Source organism: Burkholderia pyrrocinia (assembly GCF_003330765.1).
Classification (GTDB): domain Bacteria; phylum Pseudomonadota; class Gammaproteobacteria; order Burkholderiales; family Burkholderiaceae; genus Burkholderia; species Burkholderia pyrrocinia_B.
In genome coordinates, this window is record NZ_CP024902.1 from 1,190,051 (window position 1) to 1,204,375 (window position 14,325).

The following is a 14,325-nucleotide window of genomic DNA, read 5'->3' on the forward strand; positions in this document are numbered from 1 at the left end:
GAACGACGCGGGTCGGGGTCTAGTTACGGATAGAGTCGTGAAGTCACGACGGGGTGTGCAAGATGGGGAGCATCATGGGGTCGGTCAATACGCAGTCGCAAGCGTCCTCGCGCGGCGAGCGCCTTTCCGCGCTGGTCGACGGCGAAATGTTCGATGGCCCGGATCACGGGCAGTTTCTGGCGGAGTTCAACCGCGCGGATCGCGCTGTGTGGGCCGATTACCACCTGATCGGCGATGCGCTGCGCTCGGACGAGCTCGCGTTGTCGCCCGCGCTGAGCGTCGCGTTCACCGCGCGCCTGTCGGCTGCGCTCGAAAGCGAGCCGCACCTGCTCGCGCCGGCGGCCGCGCCTGTCGTGCGCAAGCTGCTGTCGCTGCGCCGGCGTGTCGTGCCCGCGTTCGCGGTAGCTGCCGCGGCGGCCACGCTGACGTGGATCGTCGTCCCGCAAATGCAGACGGCCGGCACGCCGGGCACCGTTCAGGTCGCGTCGGCCGGTGCGCCGCAAGGCGGCAACCTGCAGCGCGTGACGGTTGCTCAGGCATCGGCCCAGCCGGGGCTGCAGGACGTCAACATCATTCGCGACGCCAGCCTCGACCAATACCTTGAAGCGCACCAGCAATTCGCACAGCAGCCCGTCGTCACGGGTTCGATGCCGCTGATCCGCGCTGCCGTGACCACCACGCCAGGCCAATAAACCCGATGCGGACATTGCAGTTGAATCACGCCATCTCCGGATGGAAGCGGCTGCCGGCCCTCCTGCTTTGCGCAGCCGCCCTGTTGTCCGTTCAATCCCTTCCTGCCAGCGCCCAGCAACCGGACGATCCCGTCGCGACCCGCAAGGGCGCCGCGGACTGGCTCGACCGTGTCCAGCAGGCGGCGCAGCAGCAGAGCTACGCGGGCACGTTCGTCTACCAGCGTGGCGGGTACGTGCAGTCGTCGCGCATCGCGCACGTCGCATCCCGCGACGGCGAGTTCGAGCGGATCGAGACGCTCGACGGCAAGCCGCGCAAGCTGCTGCGGCACAACGACGAGTTGTACACGTTCGTGCCCGAGCGCAAGCTGTGCGTGGTCGAGCGCCGTCAGACGCGCGACTCGTTCCCCGCGCTGCTCGGCGCGAGCGGCGAGCATGTGATGTCCGTCTACGACGCGAAGTCGCTCGGCAAGGACCGCGTGGCCGGGATCGACGCGCAGGTCGTCGAGCTCGTGCCGAAGGATGCATACCGCTTCACGTACAAGCTGTGGGCCGACGCGCGAACCGGGCTGCTGCTGCGCTCGCAGACGCTCGATGCGAGCGATCACGTGCTCGAACAGATTGCGTTCTCGCAATTGCAGACGGGCGGCGCGAGCGGCGACAAGGCCGCGATCGCGGCCGGCATGCGCAACCTGGGCGGCTGGACGGTCGTGCGCCCGCCGGTCGCGACGGTCGACATGGAAGCGCAGGGCTGGCAACTCGCGCCGAGCGTCGCCGGCTTCCAGAAGATCCGCGAAGTACGCCGGCCGATGGCCGCGCGCGACGCGGGCGATCCGCCGATCCCGGTCGACCAGGCCGTCTTCACCGACGGTCTCGCGACGATCTCGGTTTTCATCGAGCCGGCCGAAAAGAACACGCGCAAGGAAGGCGCGGGCAGCACCGGTGCGACGCACGTTCTCGTGAAGCGCCGCGGCGACTACTGGATCACCGTGCTCGGCGAAGTGCCGCCGGCTACGTTGCAGCAGTTCGCGTCTGCCATAGAATACAAGGCTTCCAAGTAACGCTACGGCTTCCGACATGATGAAACTCACGCTGCGCAAATGGCTCGCGGCGGCGGCGCTGTCTGCCTGCCTGCCGCTCGTGCCGCATACCGCGGTCGCGGTGACGGCTCCCGCTGCCAGCCTGCCCGACTTCGCCGATCTGGTCGAAAAGGTCGGGCCGGCCGTCGTGAACATCCGGACCACCGCCAACGTGCCGACGAGCAGCGGCCCGCGCGGGATGCTCCCGCCGGGCTTCGACAACGGCGACATGTCGGAATTCTTCCGGCGCTTCTTCGGCATTCCGCTGCCGCAGGCGCCCGGCAACGGTAGCGGCAATGGCAACGGCACCCCGAAGAACGCGCCGGCGCCGGACAATCCGCCCGACACCGAGCAGAACCGCGGCGTCGGCTCGGGCTTCATCGTGTCGGCCGACGGTTACGTGATGACCAATGCGCACGTCGTCGACGATGCGGACACCATCTACGTGACGCTGACCGACAAGCGCGAATTCAAGGCGAAGCTGATCGGCGTCGACGATCGCACGGACGTCGCGGTCGTCAAGATCCAGGCGTCGAGCCTGCCCGTCGTCGCGATCGGCGATTCGAACAAGGTGCGCGTCGGCGAGTGGGTCGTCGCGATCGGGTCGCCGTTCGGTCTCGACAACACGGTGACGGCCGGCATCGTCAGCTCGAAGAGCCGCAACACGGGCGACTACCTGCCGTTCATCCAGACCGACGTCGCCGTGAACCCCGGCAACTCGGGCGGCCCGCTGATCAACATGCAGGGCGAGGTGATCGGCATCAACTCGCAGATCTACAGCCGTACCGGCGGCTTCATGGGCATTTCGTTCGCGATTCCGATCGACGAGGCGATGCGCGTGGCCGACCAGCTGAAGGCGACGGGCAAGGTCACGCGCGGCCGGATCGCGGTGGCGATCGGCGAGGTGACGAAGGACGTGGCCGACTCGATCGGGCTGCCGAAGGCCGAGGGCGCGCTCGTCAGTAGCGTCGAGCCGGGCGGCCCGGCCGACAAGGCGGGCATCCAGCCGGGCGACATCATCCTGAAGTTCAACGGCCGGCCGGTCGACACGGCGTCGGACCTGCCGCGCATGGTCGGCGACACGAAGCCCGGCGCGAAGGCGACCGTCAGCGTGTGGCGCAAGGGTCAGGCGCGCGATCTGCCGATCACGATCGCGGAGACGCCGGCCGAGTCGACGGTGAAGGCCGAGCAGCGCAAGAACGTGCCGCAGAAGCCGCGCCAGACCAATTCGCTCGGTCTGACGGTCAGCGACATGACGGCGGATCAGATGAAGTCGCTGAAGCTGAAGAACGGCGTGCAGATCGACGGCGTCGATGGCCCGGCCGCCCGTGCGGGCCTGCAGCGCGGCGACATCGTGCTGCGCGTCGGCGACACCGACATCACGAGCGCGAAGCAGTTCGCCGAAGTGACCGCGCAGCTCGATCCGCAGAAGGCGGTCGCGGTGCTCGTGCGGCGCGGTGACAACACGCAGTTCGTGCCCGTGCGGCCGCGCCAGAAGTAACGGGCCGATGTTCACGCTCTACGGCCGCGGCTGGTGCCACCTGTGCGACGACATGCGCGACGCACTGGCGCCGGTGGCGGCCGAATTCGGTGTCGCGGTCGACTACGTCGATATCGACACCGACGAAGCGCTCGTCGCCCGCTACGACGAGGACGTGCCCGTATTGCTGCTGGACGGCGCGGAGGTGTGCCGTCACCGGTTCGACGAGGCAAAAGTGCGCGGCGCGCTCGCGGTGCGGCGCTGAGGCCGGGCTTCGGGGCGGCCAGTTGGTGGTACGCCGCGCGGGGCCCTGGGCGGGCTGCCGTGGCCGGGTCTTCCGAAATGCCGCCCGGCAAGGGCCTTTTCAGCTAAAATAGGCTGTTTTTTCACCGACTTACACAAGGCGTGCTCCGCAGTCGTCGAGCGCGCCTTTTTCGCTTGATCGGCACTGAATGGATCATATTCGCAATTTCTCGATCATCGCCCACATCGACCATGGCAAGTCGACGCTCGCGGATCGCATCATCCAGGTATGCGGCGGCCTCGCCGACCGTGAAATGGAAGCGCAGGTGCTCGACTCGATGGATATCGAGCGCGAGCGCGGCATCACGATCAAGGCGCAGACAGCCGCACTGTCCTATCGCGCGCGCGACGGCAAGGTCTACAACCTGAACCTGATCGACACGCCGGGGCACGTCGACTTCTCGTACGAAGTCAGCCGTTCGCTGTCCGCGTGCGAAGGCGCGTTGCTCGTCGTCGACGCGAGCCAGGGCGTCGAGGCGCAGACGGTCGCGAACTGCTACACGGCGATCGAGCTCGGCGTCGAGGTCGTGCCCGTGCTGAACAAGATCGACCTGCCGGCCGCGAACCCCGAGAACGCGATCGAGGAGATCGAGGACGTGATCGGCATCGACGCGACCGACGCGACGCGCTGCAGCGCGAAGACTGGCCTCGGCGTCGAAGACGTGCTCGAAGCGCTGATCGCGAAGGTGCCGGCGCCGAAGGGCGATCCGGCCGCGCCGCTGCAGGCGCTCATCATCGATTCGTGGTTCGACAACTACGTCGGCGTCGTGATGCTGGTGCGCATCGTCAACGGCACGCTGCGCCCGAAGGACAAGATCAAGATGATGGCGACCGGCGCGCAGTATCCGGTCGAGCACGTCGGCGTGTTCACGCCGAAGTCGCGCAATCTCGAATCGCTGTCGGCCGGGCAGGTGGGCTTCATCATCGCCGGCATCAAGGAACTGACGGCCGCGAAGGTCGGCGATACCGTCACGCACGTGACCAAGTCCGCCACCGAGGCGCTGCCTGGCTTCAAGGAAGTGAAGCCGCAGGTGTTCGCGGGGCTCTATCCGGTCGAGGCGAACCAGTACGACGCGCTGCGCGAATCGCTCGAAAAGCTGAAGCTCAACGACGCATCGCTGCAGTACGAGCCGGAAGTGTCGCAGGCGCTCGGCTTCGGCTTCCGCTGCGGCTTCCTCGGCCTGCTGCACATGGAAATCGTGCAGGAGCGTCTCGAGCGCGAGTTCGACATGGACCTCATCACGACCGCGCCGACGGTCGTCTACGAGGTCGTGATGAGCGGCGGCGGCGCGATCGTCAAGGTCGAGAATCCGGCGAAGATGCCGGAGCCGCCGAAGATCGAGGAGATCCGCGAGCCGATCGTCACGGTGAACCTGTACATGCCGCAGGACTACGTCGGCTCGGTGATCACGCTGTGCGAGCAGAAGCGCGGCTCGCAGATCAACATGCAGTACCACGGCCGCCAGGTTCAACTGACCTACGAGATCCCGATGGCCGAGATCGTGCTCGATTTCTTCGATCGCCTGAAGTCGGTGTCGCGCGGCTACGCATCCATGGACTACGAGTTCAAGGAATACCGCACGGCCGACGTCGTGAAGGTCGACATGCTGATCAACGGTGACAAGGTCGATGCGCTGTCGGTCATCGTCCACCGTTCGCAGTCGCAATACCGCGGCCGCGAAGTGGCCGCGAAGATGCGCGAGATCATCCCGCGCCAGATGTACGACGTGGCGATCCAGGCCACGATCGGCGCGCATATCATCGCGCGCGAGAACATCAAGGCGCTGCGCAAGAACGTGCTGGCGAAGTGCTACGGCGGCGACATCACGCGGAAGAAGAAACTGCTCGAAAAGCAGAAGGCGGGTAAGAAACGCATGAAGCAGGTGGGTTCGGTCGAGATCCCGCAGGAAGCGTTCCTTGCGATCTTGCGCGTCGAAGACAAATAACAGGACTGATCCTTTTATGAATTTTGCGCTGATTCTTTTTGTGCTCGTCGTCGTGACGGGCGTAGCGTGGGTGCTGGACAAACTGGTGTTCCTGCCGCGGCGACGCAAGGCGGCCGACTCGGCGATCGAGGATTTCGATCGCCAGCAGTCGCGCATCGACAAGCGTTTCGCGGACGAAAACGCCGTGCAGACGCGTTCGAAGCTGCGCGACGAGAAGCTGCGTCAGCCGTGGTGGCTCGAGTACACGGCGAGCTTCTTCCCGGTGATCCTGGCGGTGTTCGCCGTGCGTTCGTTCGTCGTCGAGCCGTTCAAGATTCCGTCGGGCTCGATGGTGCCGACGCTGCTCGTCGGCGACTTCATCCTCGTCAACAAGTTCGAATACGGGCTGCGCCTGCCGGTCACGAACACGAAGATCACGCAGGGCAGCCCGCTGTCGCGCGGCGACGTCGTCGTGTTCCGTTATCCGAAGGACGAATCGGTCGACTACATCAAGCGTGTGATCGGCCTGCCGGGCGACACGGTCGCGTACCAGGACAAGCAGCTCACGATCAACGGCCAGCCGGTGCCCGAAGCGCCGCTGCCTGATTTCTTCGACGACGAGCGCCAGAATTACGCGAAGCAGTTCGAGGAAACGATCGGCAACAAGAAGAACGCGATCCTCAACAACCCCGCCGTGCCGCCGTTCGTGATGGGCGCATACGACTATCCGTATCGCGACAACTGCACGTACAACAGCCGCGGCGTGATCTGCAAGGTGCCGCCCGGTCACTACTTCATGATGGGCGACAACCGCGACAACAGCGCGGATAGCCGCTATTGGGGTTTCGTGCCGGACCAGAACGTCGTCGGCCGCGCGTTCTTCATCTGGATGAACTTCAGCGATCTGAAGCGCATCGGTTCCTTCAACTGATCGCATTCGACTCACACGCAATACGCGATGCACGGGCCGCGTCGCGTATTGCCGAACTACTTTAAGAACCGGCGGTAACACCGCCTCGTCACGCCTTTTCGTGTCCGGCCGTGCCGTTTCGGCCCGACCGGCGCCCGCGTTATACTCCTGCACATGCCCCTATCCCAGTTGGAAAGCCGGCTGCGCTACGAATTTCGCAATGCGGAATTGTTGCGCCAGGCTTTGACCCATCGCAGTCACAGTGCCACGCACAACGAACGGCTCGAGTTTCTCGGCGACTCCGTTCTGAATTGCGCGGTGGCCGCCCTTTTGTTCCAGCGTTTCAGCAAGCTGGACGAAGGTGATCTGTCGCGCGTACGCGCCAACCTCGTCAAACAGCAGTCGCTGTACGAAATTGCTCAGGCCCTGAATATCTCGGACGGGCTGCGGCTGGGCGAGGGCGAATTGCGCAGCGGTGGTTTCCGTCGCCCGTCGATCCTCGCGGACGCGTTCGAAGCCATCATCGGGGCCGTGTTCCTCGATGGCGGCTTCGAAGCCGCCCAAGGGGTCATCAAGCGCCTCTACATCCCGATTCTCGACCACATCGATCCGCGCACGCTCGGCAAGGACGCGAAGACGCTGCTGCAGGAATACCTGCAGGGGCACAAGATCGCGCTGCCGACCTATACGGTCGTCGCGACGCATGGTGCGGCGCACAATCAGCAATTCGAAGTCGAATGCACGGTGCCGAAGCTCGATGTGAAGGTATCGGGCTCCGGTGCGAGCCGGCGCGCGGCCGAGCAGGCCGCTGCAAAGAAGGCGCTCGACGAAGTGATGGCGGCCGCGCCGATGCTGGCCGCGAAGCCGAAGCGCTCGAAGAACGCGCGCGGGTCGAAGCATGTCGAACCCGAAATCGTGCCGGGCGTGAAGGGCGTGCAGGAAGCGCTCGACCTGCGCTCGCCGGAGCGGAAGGAACGTGCGGCGGCGCGCGAAGCGAGGGCGGCCGGTGCGGCGCCCGCCGCGGCAACCGCTGCGACCGGCGCGGAGCCGGCCGTGGCGCCGATGGCAGCGATTCGCGCGGCGCATATCGAGACGGCCGCAGACAAGGGCGAACGGGCGGCGAAGCCGGCAGCCGACAAGGTTGCCGAAAAGCCGGCCGACCGTCCCGACAAGGCCGCGGAAAAGCCCGTGGAAGCCGCGCCGCGCGCAGTCGACAAGCCGGCCGGCCATGCAGCCGATCCGGCATCCTCGTCCGCCGACAAGTCTTCCGCCGGTTCCGACCCCGCCTCGCACGCGACAGCGCGCGCACGCGATGCCGCGGCGCCCGACCCCGACCCCGACACGCCGCCGGGCGGCGCGAGCCTCGCTGCCGCGCAGGCGCGCGTGGCCGATGCCGACCACTGAATTGCCCATCGATCGTGCCGCGCGCCGCGTGGCCGTTTCCGAACCTGTCTCCCAAACGATATGAACACTCCCGCTCCTACCGGTTTCCGTTGCGGCATGATCGCGATCGTGGGCCGCCCGAACGTCGGCAAGTCGACACTGATGAACGCGCTCGTCGGCCAGAAGATCAGCATCACGTCGCGCAAGGCGCAGACGACCCGCCATCGCATCACCGGCATCAACACGTTCGACGACGCGCAATTCGTGTTCGTCGACACGCCGGGTTTCCAGACCCGTCACAGCACCGCGCTGAACCGTTCGCTGAACCGCGCGGTCACGTCGACGCTGACGTCGGTCGACCTGATCCTGTTCGTGATCGAGGCCGGCCGTTTCGGGCCCGACGACCAGAAGGTGCTCGACCTGATCCCGCCCGGCGCGCCGACGCTGCTGATCGCGAACAAGATCGACCGCGTGGCCGACAAGGCGACGCTGTTCCCGTTCATGCAGAAGATGAGCGCGCTGCACGAATTCGTCGAACTCGTGCCGCTGGCGGCCACGCGTCCGGAAGACATCAAGCGTCTGCTCGAGACGATCAAGCCGTACCTGCCGGAAGGCCAGCCGATCTACGGCGAGGATGAACTCACCGACCGCAGCTCGCGCTTCCTCGCGGCCGAGATCCTGCGCGAGAAGGTGTTCCGCTGGACCGGCGACGAACTGCCGTACACGAGCACCGTCGTGATCGACAAGTTCGAGGAGGAAGGGCGCCTGAAGCGTATCTTCGCGACGATCCTTGTCGAGCGCGATTCGCACAAGGCGATGGTGATCGGCAAGAAGGGCGAGAAGCTCAAGCAGATCAGCACCGAGGCGCGGATGGACATGGAAAAGCTGTTCGACGGCCCCGTGTACCTCGAGACCTTCGTGAAGGTGAGGAGCGGCTGGGCCGACAACGAGGCGGGGCTGCGCGCCTATGGGTACGAATGACGCGCTGACGTCGACCGAAGACGCGGTGACGGCCGGCGCGAACGACGCGCCGCTGCCGGCACCGCCCGAACCACCGCGCAAGGCGCGGCGCGCGACGTCTCGCACGTCCGATTTCCGCATCGCCGAGCAGCCGGCGTTCGTGCTGCACAGCTATCCGTACCGGGAAACGAGCCTGATCATCGACGTGCTGACGCGCGATCATGGCCGGCTCGCGCTCGTCGCGAAGGGCGCGAAGCGCCCGCACTCCGCGCTGCGCGGCGTGCTGCAGACCTTCCAGCCGCTGCTGCTGTCCTGGTCGGGTAAATCCGAGGTGCGCACGCTGACGGGCGCCGAGTGGGTCGGCGGCATGCTGCCGCTCGGCGGCGACGGGCTGCTGTGCGGTTTCTACGCGAACGAACTGCTCGTGAAATTCTGCGCGCGCGAGGATCCCCAGCCGCCGCTCTTCAATCATTACGTGCTGACCCTCACGCGCCTCGCGCACGGCGAGCCCGCAGTGCAGGTGCTGCGCTCGTTCGAGCGCGTGCTGCTGCGCGAGACCGGCTATGCGATGGCGCTGAACCGCACGGTCGCGCGCCGTGCGGTCGAGCCCGACTGCCGGTACGTGTTCGATCCCGAGCGCGGCGTGCGCAACGCGGGCGACGACGTGCCGTCGCACTGGCCGGTCATCACCGGACAGACGTTGCTCGACATGGAGCAGGACGATTACCATCGAGCCCAGACGGTTGCGCAAAGCAAGACGCTGATGCGCTTCCTGCTGAACACCTATCTCGGCGGTACGCCGCTTGCCACGCGTCAGATCCTGATCGACCTGCAAAACCTATGAGCTTCTTCCTGACAACGCCCACCGCCATCGACCTCGGCGTGAACATCGACCACGTCGCGACGCTGCGCAATGCGCGCGGCACGGCCTATCCCGATCCGATCCGCGCGGCGCTCGCCGCCGAAGAGGCCGGTGCGGACGCGATCACGCTGCACCTGCGCGAGGATCGCCGTCACATCGTCGACGCGGACGTGCGCAAGCTGCGTCCGCTGCTGAAGACGCGCATGAACCTCGAGTGCGCGGTGACGGCGGAGATGCTCGACATCGCGTGCGAAGTGCGCCCGCACGACGCGTGCCTCGTGCCCGAGAAGCGCGAGGAACTGACGACCGAAGGCGGCCTCGATGTCGCTGGCCGCTTCGAGGCCGTGCGCGCGGCGTGCAAGCAGCTTGCCGACGCAGGCGTGCGCGTGTCGCTGTTCATCGACCCGGACGAGACGCAGATCCGGGCCGCGCACGAAGCGGGCGCGCCGGTGGTCGAGCTGCATACGGGCCGCTACGCCGAGGCGCACGATGAAGCCGGGCAGCAGCGCGAATACGAGCGCATCGTCGCGGGCGTGCAGGCCGGTGCGCAGCTGGGCCTGAAGGTCAACGCGGGGCACGGGCTGCATTACACGAACGTGCAGCAGATCGCCGCGATCGACGGCATCGTCGAGCTGAACATCGGCCATGCGATCGTCGCGCACGCGATCTTCGCGGGTTGGGACAACGCGGTGCGCGAGATGAAGGCGATCATGGTCGCCGCACGCGTCGCCGCGCTGCATGGCGGCGCGCGCTGAAGATGAAGTGCCCCCGCGTGCGCGTCGTTCGCAACCCGGCCCCGCTCGGTCGCCCCGGCGCGTATTGACATGGCGATCTACGGCATCGGTACCGACATCGCCCAGGTGAGCCGCGTCGCAGCCGTGCTCGAACGCACGGGCGGCCGGTTTGCCGAGAAGGTGCTGGGCCCCGACGAACTGCGCGTGTTCCATGCGCGCCGTGCACGCTCCGAGGCGCGCGGCATCGCGTTTCTCGCGACGCGCTTTTCCGCGAAGGAAGCGTTCTCGAAGGCGATCGGGCTCGGCATGCACTGGCCGATGACGTGGCGTGCACTGCAGACCCTCAACCACCCGAGCGGCGAGCCGTATGTAGTCGCGTCCGGCGAGCTGGCCGACTGGCTTGCCGCGCGCGGCATCACGGCCCGCGTGACGGTCAGCGACGAACGGGACTATGCGGTGTCGTTCGTGATCGCCGAGACGGACGCCGCGCCTTCACCTGTTTCCCGAACCCCCTCCTGACGGAATTCCCGATTCAATGAAAACGACTCCCGGCCCGGTCATGCTCGACGTCGTCGGCACGGCTCTGTCGCGCGACGATGCGCGGCGCCTCGCGCATCCGAACACCGGCGGCGTGATCCTGTTCGCGCGGCACTTCCAGAATCGCGCGCAGCTGACCGCGCTGACCGACTCGATCCGCGCGGTGCGCGAAGACATCCTGATCGCCGTCGATCACGAAGGCGGGCGCGTCCAGCGTTTCCGCACCGACGGCTTCACGGTGCTGCCCGCGATGCGCCGCCTCGGCGAGCTGTGGGATCGCGACGTGCTGCTCGCGACGAAGGTCGCGACCGCCGTCGGCTACATCCTGGCCGCCGAATTGCGTGCGTGCGGAATCGACATGAGCTTCACGCCCGTGCTCGACCTCGACTACGGGCACTCGAAAGTGATCGGCGATCGCGCGTTCCATCGCGACCCGCGCGTCGTCACGCTGCTCGCGAAGAGCCTGAACCACGGGCTGTCGCTCGCCGGGATGGCGAACTGCGGCAAGCATTTTCCGGGGCACGGCTTCGCGGAAGCCGATTCGCACGTCGCGCTGCCGACCGACGATCGCACGCTCGACGCGATCCTCGCGCAGGACGTCGCGCCGTACGACTGGCTCGGCTTGTCGCTGTCCGCGGTGATTCCCGCGCACGTGATCTATACGCAGGTCGACAAGCGGCCGGCGGGTTTCTCGCGCGTGTGGCTGCAGGACATCCTGCGCGGGCAGCTCGGCTTCACGGGCGCGATCTTCAGCGATGACCTGTCGATGGAGGCCGCCCGCGAAGGCGGCACGCTCACGCAGGCGGCTGACGCCGCGCTCGCCGCCGGTTGCGACATGGTGCTCGTCTGCAACCAGCCGGATGCGGCCGAGGTCGTGCTGAACGGGCTGAAAGCGCGGGCATCGGCCGAGTCGGTGCGGCGCATCAAGCGGATGCGCGCGCGCGGCAAGGCGCTCAAGTGGGACAAGCTGATCGCGCAGCCCGAGTATCTGCAGGCGCAGGCGCTGTTGAGCAGCGCACTGGCGTAAGCGGGGAAGGGATGGCGCGGTGCGCGCCATGCCGGTCGCTGAAACAAAAAGCCGCGCAACAGCGCGGCTTTTTTACAGGTTGCGGCAGGCGCGAATCGGGCGGCGGCGGGAATCACGCATGCCGGTGTGGCGAATGTTGATGCAACTAACAGTCAAGCCCGATCAGCACCTGCATGCACGGCCGCTCGCTCAGTTCACCTTCATCCGCTGCAGCTTGTTGTACAGCGTCTTCGGGCTGATGCCGAGCAGCGTCGCCGCGCGGTGGCGCGTGCCGCCGACCGCGTCGAGCGTCGCGCGGATCAGCAGATCCTCGACGTCGGACAGCGGCGTGCCGACCTTGATCTGAACGCTGCTGCCGTTCAGCGCGGCGCCGGCGGCGAAGCTTGCCTCGCCCGCGCGCAGCGTCTCGATGAAATCGCCCGATGCGTCGTACGCGAAGCGCACGCGCTCCTGCAACTCGCGCACGTTGCCGGGCCACTCGTAGGACAGGCATTCGCGCACGAAGCCCGGCGCCGCGCGCTTGTCGGTCGTGCTGCGGCCGGTTGCGCGCGATTCGCGGTTCAGTTCGTCGATCAGCGCGTCCGCGATCGCGAGCGCGTCGCCGTCGCGCTCGCGCAGCGGCGGCATCGTGATCGACGCTGCATCGAGGCGCAACCACAGATCCTCGCGCAGCGTGCCGTTCGCGACCGCTTCGCGCGCCGGGCGGCGCGTGGTTGCGATCAGCCGGAAATCGCTCGTGATCGAACTCGTGCCGCCGATCCGCATGAAGTTCTGCGAATCGAGCGCATGCAGCAGTGCTTCCTGCAGCACGAGCGGCAGCGCGGTGATCTCGTCGAGGAACAGCGTGCCGCCGCCGGCCTGTTCGAACAGGCCCGATTCGCGGCGCTCGGCGCCGTCGAACGCGCCGCGCTCATGGCCGAACAGCACGCTGTCGAGCGATGAGCCGTGCCGGCCGGCCTGCGCGATCGTCCGGCAGTCGAACGATACGATCGGCCCCTTGCGGCGCCGGCTCAGTTCGTGCAGCGTGCGCGCGGCCAGCTTTTTGCCGGTACCGGCTTCGCCCGAGAACAGCACGGCCGTTTCGGTACGCGCGTTGTGCTCGATCATGTCGTACACGTGCTGCATCGCGTCGCTGCGGCCGACCAGCGCGCCGAAGCGGCCGAGATGGCGCAGCGAAGCGCGCAGCGACTGCACTTCGTCGATCAGTTCGTACGGGCGGGGGATCCGCGCGAGCAGGCTGCGCAGGCGCGGGATGTTGATCGGCTTCAGCAGGTAATCCCAGATACCGTGACGCAGGCCCTCGATTGCGCTCTCGACCGTCGCGTTGCCCGTCAGCACGATGACGGGCAGCGAGCCGTTCGGCTGTTGCTGCGGCAGGTGCTGGAGCAGGTCGAACCCGCTGCCGTCCGGCAGGTTCAGGTCGACGAGGACGACATCGGGAATCGAACGGCCGAGCGCCGTGCGCGCTTCGGCGAGCGACGTGGCCGTGTCGACCGAGAAGCCGTCTGCGGCGAGCAGCGCGGTGAGGCCGGACAGACTGTTTGGATCGTCTTCGACAATCAGGGCGTGTGGCATGGTGGACGCGAGTCGAGTCAATAGAGGCGGGCTGTCGGCCATCGAGGCCGCAGTCGCATGTCAGATTAAAAACTGATTTTATGCCCCGCCGAACGCGTAACGCGCATTATTTCTCCAGCGCTATAAAACAGTTACCGATGATACAAATTGAATATCTTTACCGGTGGATTTTGTGCTTCTTATGGCACTGGCCCGCGCTCGCTGTTGGCGACAGGCAAACAAAAAGCGCCCCGAAGGGCGCTTTGTTCGATGCGGGTACCGCTGGCGATTACGCGCGGCTGCGGTATTCGTGCGTACGCGTATCGATTTCGATCTTGTCGCCGGTGTTGCAGAAGAGCGGAACCTGCAGTTCGAAGCCCGTTGCGAGCTTGGCGTTCTTCAGCACCTTGCCCGACGACGTGTCGCCCTTGACGGCCGGCTCGGTATAGGTGATCTCGCGAACGAGGACCGTCGGCAGATCGACCGAGATCGCCTTCTCGTTGTAGAACACGACTTCGCACGCCATGCCGTCTTCGAGGTAGTGCAGCGCGTCGCCCATCATTTCGGCTTCGACTTCGAACTGGTTGTAGTCGGCGTCCATGAACACGTACATCGGATCGGCGAAGTACGAGTACGTCACTTCCTTGCGGTCGAGCATGACGACGTCGAACTTGTCGTCGGCCTTGTAGACCGATTCCTGGCCTGCGTTCGTCAGCAGGTTCTTCATCTTCATCTTGACGACGGCGGAGTTACGGCCCGACTTGTTGTATTCCGCTTTCGCGATGACCCATGCGTCGCTGCCGATCTGCACGACGTTACCTACGCGGAGTTCCTGTGCGGTCTTCATAAAAACTGTCCTGATCAAATCAAATAAATAGGTGC

14 protein-coding genes are annotated in these 14,325 nt (G+C 66.2%); 12 read left to right on the plus strand and 2 right to left on the minus strand.

The window, feature by feature from the left end; all coding sequences use genetic code 11:
• Window positions 1–74 precede the first annotated feature (74 nt).
• The 12 genes from CUJ89_RS05760 to nagZ all read left to right on the plus strand — a co-directional run bounded on the left by CUJ89_RS05760 (window position 75) and on the right by nagZ (window position 11,889).
• Complete coding sequence (locus tag CUJ89_RS05760) at window positions 75–692, plus strand: sigma-E factor negative regulatory protein (protein ID WP_114178502.1); 618 nt, start codon at window positions 75–77, stop codon at window positions 690–692.
• A gap of 5 nt (window positions 693–697) precedes the next feature.
• The gene (locus tag CUJ89_RS05765) at window positions 698–1,750 is read left to right on the plus strand and encodes a MucB/RseB C-terminal domain-containing protein (RefSeq protein ID WP_114176505.1); all 1,053 of its coding nucleotides are present in this window, start codon (window positions 698–700) and stop codon (window positions 1,748–1,750) included.
• A gap of 16 nt (window positions 1,751–1,766) precedes the next feature.
• Window positions 1,767–3,269 (plus strand): DegQ family serine endoprotease, encoded by a 1,503-nt coding sequence (locus CUJ89_RS05770; RefSeq protein ID WP_114176506.1) that lies wholly within the window; start codon window positions 1,767–1,769, stop codon window positions 3,267–3,269.
• A 7-nt stretch (window positions 3,270–3,276) separates the two neighbouring features.
• Window positions 3,277–3,513 (plus strand): glutaredoxin family protein, encoded by a 237-nt coding sequence (locus CUJ89_RS05775; protein ID WP_114176507.1) that lies wholly within the window; start codon window positions 3,277–3,279, stop codon window positions 3,511–3,513.
• 187 nt (window positions 3,514–3,700) lie between these two features.
• Window positions 3,701–5,497, plus strand: a complete 1,797-nt coding sequence (gene lepA / locus CUJ89_RS05780; RefSeq protein ID WP_114176508.1) for a translation elongation factor 4 — start codon at window positions 3,701–3,703, stop codon at window positions 5,495–5,497.
• 16 nt (window positions 5,498–5,513) lie between these two features.
• Window positions 5,514–6,407, plus strand: a complete 894-nt coding sequence (gene lepB / locus CUJ89_RS05785) for a signal peptidase I (protein ID WP_114176509.1) — start codon at window positions 5,514–5,516, stop codon at window positions 6,405–6,407.
• A gap of 153 nt (window positions 6,408–6,560) precedes the next feature.
• On the plus strand, window positions 6,561–7,790 hold the full coding sequence (gene rnc, locus CUJ89_RS05790) for a ribonuclease III (RefSeq protein WP_114176510.1): 1,230 nt from the start codon (window positions 6,561–6,563) through the stop codon (window positions 7,788–7,790).
• Window positions 7,791–7,850: 60 nt separating this feature from the next.
• Window positions 7,851–8,750: a GTPase Era gene (era, locus tag CUJ89_RS05795; RefSeq protein WP_114176511.1), complete on the plus strand. Its 900-nt coding sequence runs from the start codon at window positions 7,851–7,853 to the stop codon at window positions 8,748–8,750.
• The gene (gene recO / locus CUJ89_RS05800; protein ID WP_114176512.1) at window positions 8,737–9,573 is read left to right on the plus strand and encodes a DNA repair protein RecO; all 837 of its coding nucleotides are present in this window, start codon (window positions 8,737–8,739) and stop codon (window positions 9,571–9,573) included. Before era ends, recO begins: the two co-directional genes overlap by 14 nt.
• Complete coding sequence (pdxJ, locus tag CUJ89_RS05805) at window positions 9,570–10,346, plus strand: pyridoxine 5'-phosphate synthase (RefSeq protein ID WP_114176513.1); 777 nt, start codon at window positions 9,570–9,572, stop codon at window positions 10,344–10,346. The genes recO and pdxJ overlap by 4 nt, the downstream gene beginning before the upstream one ends.
• A gap of 69 nt (window positions 10,347–10,415) precedes the next feature.
• On the plus strand, window positions 10,416–10,844 hold the full coding sequence (acpS, locus tag CUJ89_RS05810; RefSeq protein WP_114176514.1) for a holo-ACP synthase: 429 nt from the start codon (window positions 10,416–10,418) through the stop codon (window positions 10,842–10,844).
• 16 nt (window positions 10,845–10,860) lie between these two features.
• Window positions 10,861–11,889 (plus strand): beta-N-acetylhexosaminidase, encoded by a 1,029-nt coding sequence (nagZ, locus tag CUJ89_RS05815; protein WP_114176515.1) that lies wholly within the window; start codon window positions 10,861–10,863, stop codon window positions 11,887–11,889.
• Window positions 11,890–12,078: 189 nt separating this feature from the next.
• Here nagZ and CUJ89_RS05820 read toward each other — a convergent pair whose 3' ends face one another.
• A complete protein-coding gene (locus CUJ89_RS05820) occupies window positions 12,079–13,464 on the minus strand; it encodes a sigma-54-dependent transcriptional regulator (RefSeq protein ID WP_114176516.1) in 1,386 nt (461 codons plus the stop codon).
• 268 nt (window positions 13,465–13,732) lie between these two features.
• Window positions 13,733–14,290: an elongation factor P gene (gene efp / locus CUJ89_RS05825; RefSeq protein ID WP_114176517.1), complete on the minus strand. Its 558-nt coding sequence runs from the start codon at window positions 14,288–14,290 to the stop codon at window positions 13,733–13,735.
• Window positions 14,291–14,325 lie beyond the last annotated feature (35 nt).

Excerpts from the sequence above, each read along its gene's own strand:
- lepB (WP_114176509.1), top strand. The coding sequence starts at position 5,514 with ATGAATTTTGCGCTGATTCTTTTTGTGCTCGTCGTCGTGACGGGCGTA.
- era (WP_114176511.1), top strand. The coding sequence starts at position 7,851 with ATGAACACTCCCGCTCCTACCGGTTTCCGTTGCGGCATGATCGCGATC.
- CUJ89_RS05820 (WP_114176516.1), bottom strand. The coding sequence starts at position 13,464 with ATGCCACACGCCCTGATTGTCGAAGACGATCCAAACAGTCTGTCCGGC.
- efp (WP_114176517.1), bottom strand. The coding sequence starts at position 14,290 with ATGAAGACCGCACAGGAACTCCGCGTAGGTAACGTCGTGCAGATCGGC.
- rnc (WP_114176510.1), top strand. The coding sequence starts at position 6,561 with ATGCCCCTATCCCAGTTGGAAAGCCGGCTGCGCTACGAATTTCGCAAT.
- CUJ89_RS05775 (WP_114176507.1), top strand. The coding sequence starts at position 3,277 with ATGTTCACGCTCTACGGCCGCGGCTGGTGCCACCTGTGCGACGACATG.
- pdxJ (WP_114176513.1), top strand. The coding sequence starts at position 9,570 with ATGAGCTTCTTCCTGACAACGCCCACCGCCATCGACCTCGGCGTGAAC.
- lepA (WP_114176508.1), top strand. The coding sequence starts at position 3,701 with ATGGATCATATTCGCAATTTCTCGATCATCGCCCACATCGACCATGGC.
- CUJ89_RS05765 (WP_114176505.1), top strand. The coding sequence starts at position 698 with ATGCGGACATTGCAGTTGAATCACGCCATCTCCGGATGGAAGCGGCTG.
- acpS (WP_114176514.1), top strand. The coding sequence starts at position 10,416 with ATGGCGATCTACGGCATCGGTACCGACATCGCCCAGGTGAGCCGCGTC.
- CUJ89_RS05760 (WP_114178502.1), top strand. The coding sequence starts at position 75 with ATGGGGTCGGTCAATACGCAGTCGCAAGCGTCCTCGCGCGGCGAGCGC.
- nagZ (WP_114176515.1), top strand. The coding sequence starts at position 10,861 with ATGAAAACGACTCCCGGCCCGGTCATGCTCGACGTCGTCGGCACGGCT.
- CUJ89_RS05770 (WP_114176506.1), top strand. The coding sequence starts at position 1,767 with ATGATGAAACTCACGCTGCGCAAATGGCTCGCGGCGGCGGCGCTGTCT.
- recO (WP_114176512.1), top strand. The coding sequence starts at position 8,737 with ATGGGTACGAATGACGCGCTGACGTCGACCGAAGACGCGGTGACGGCC.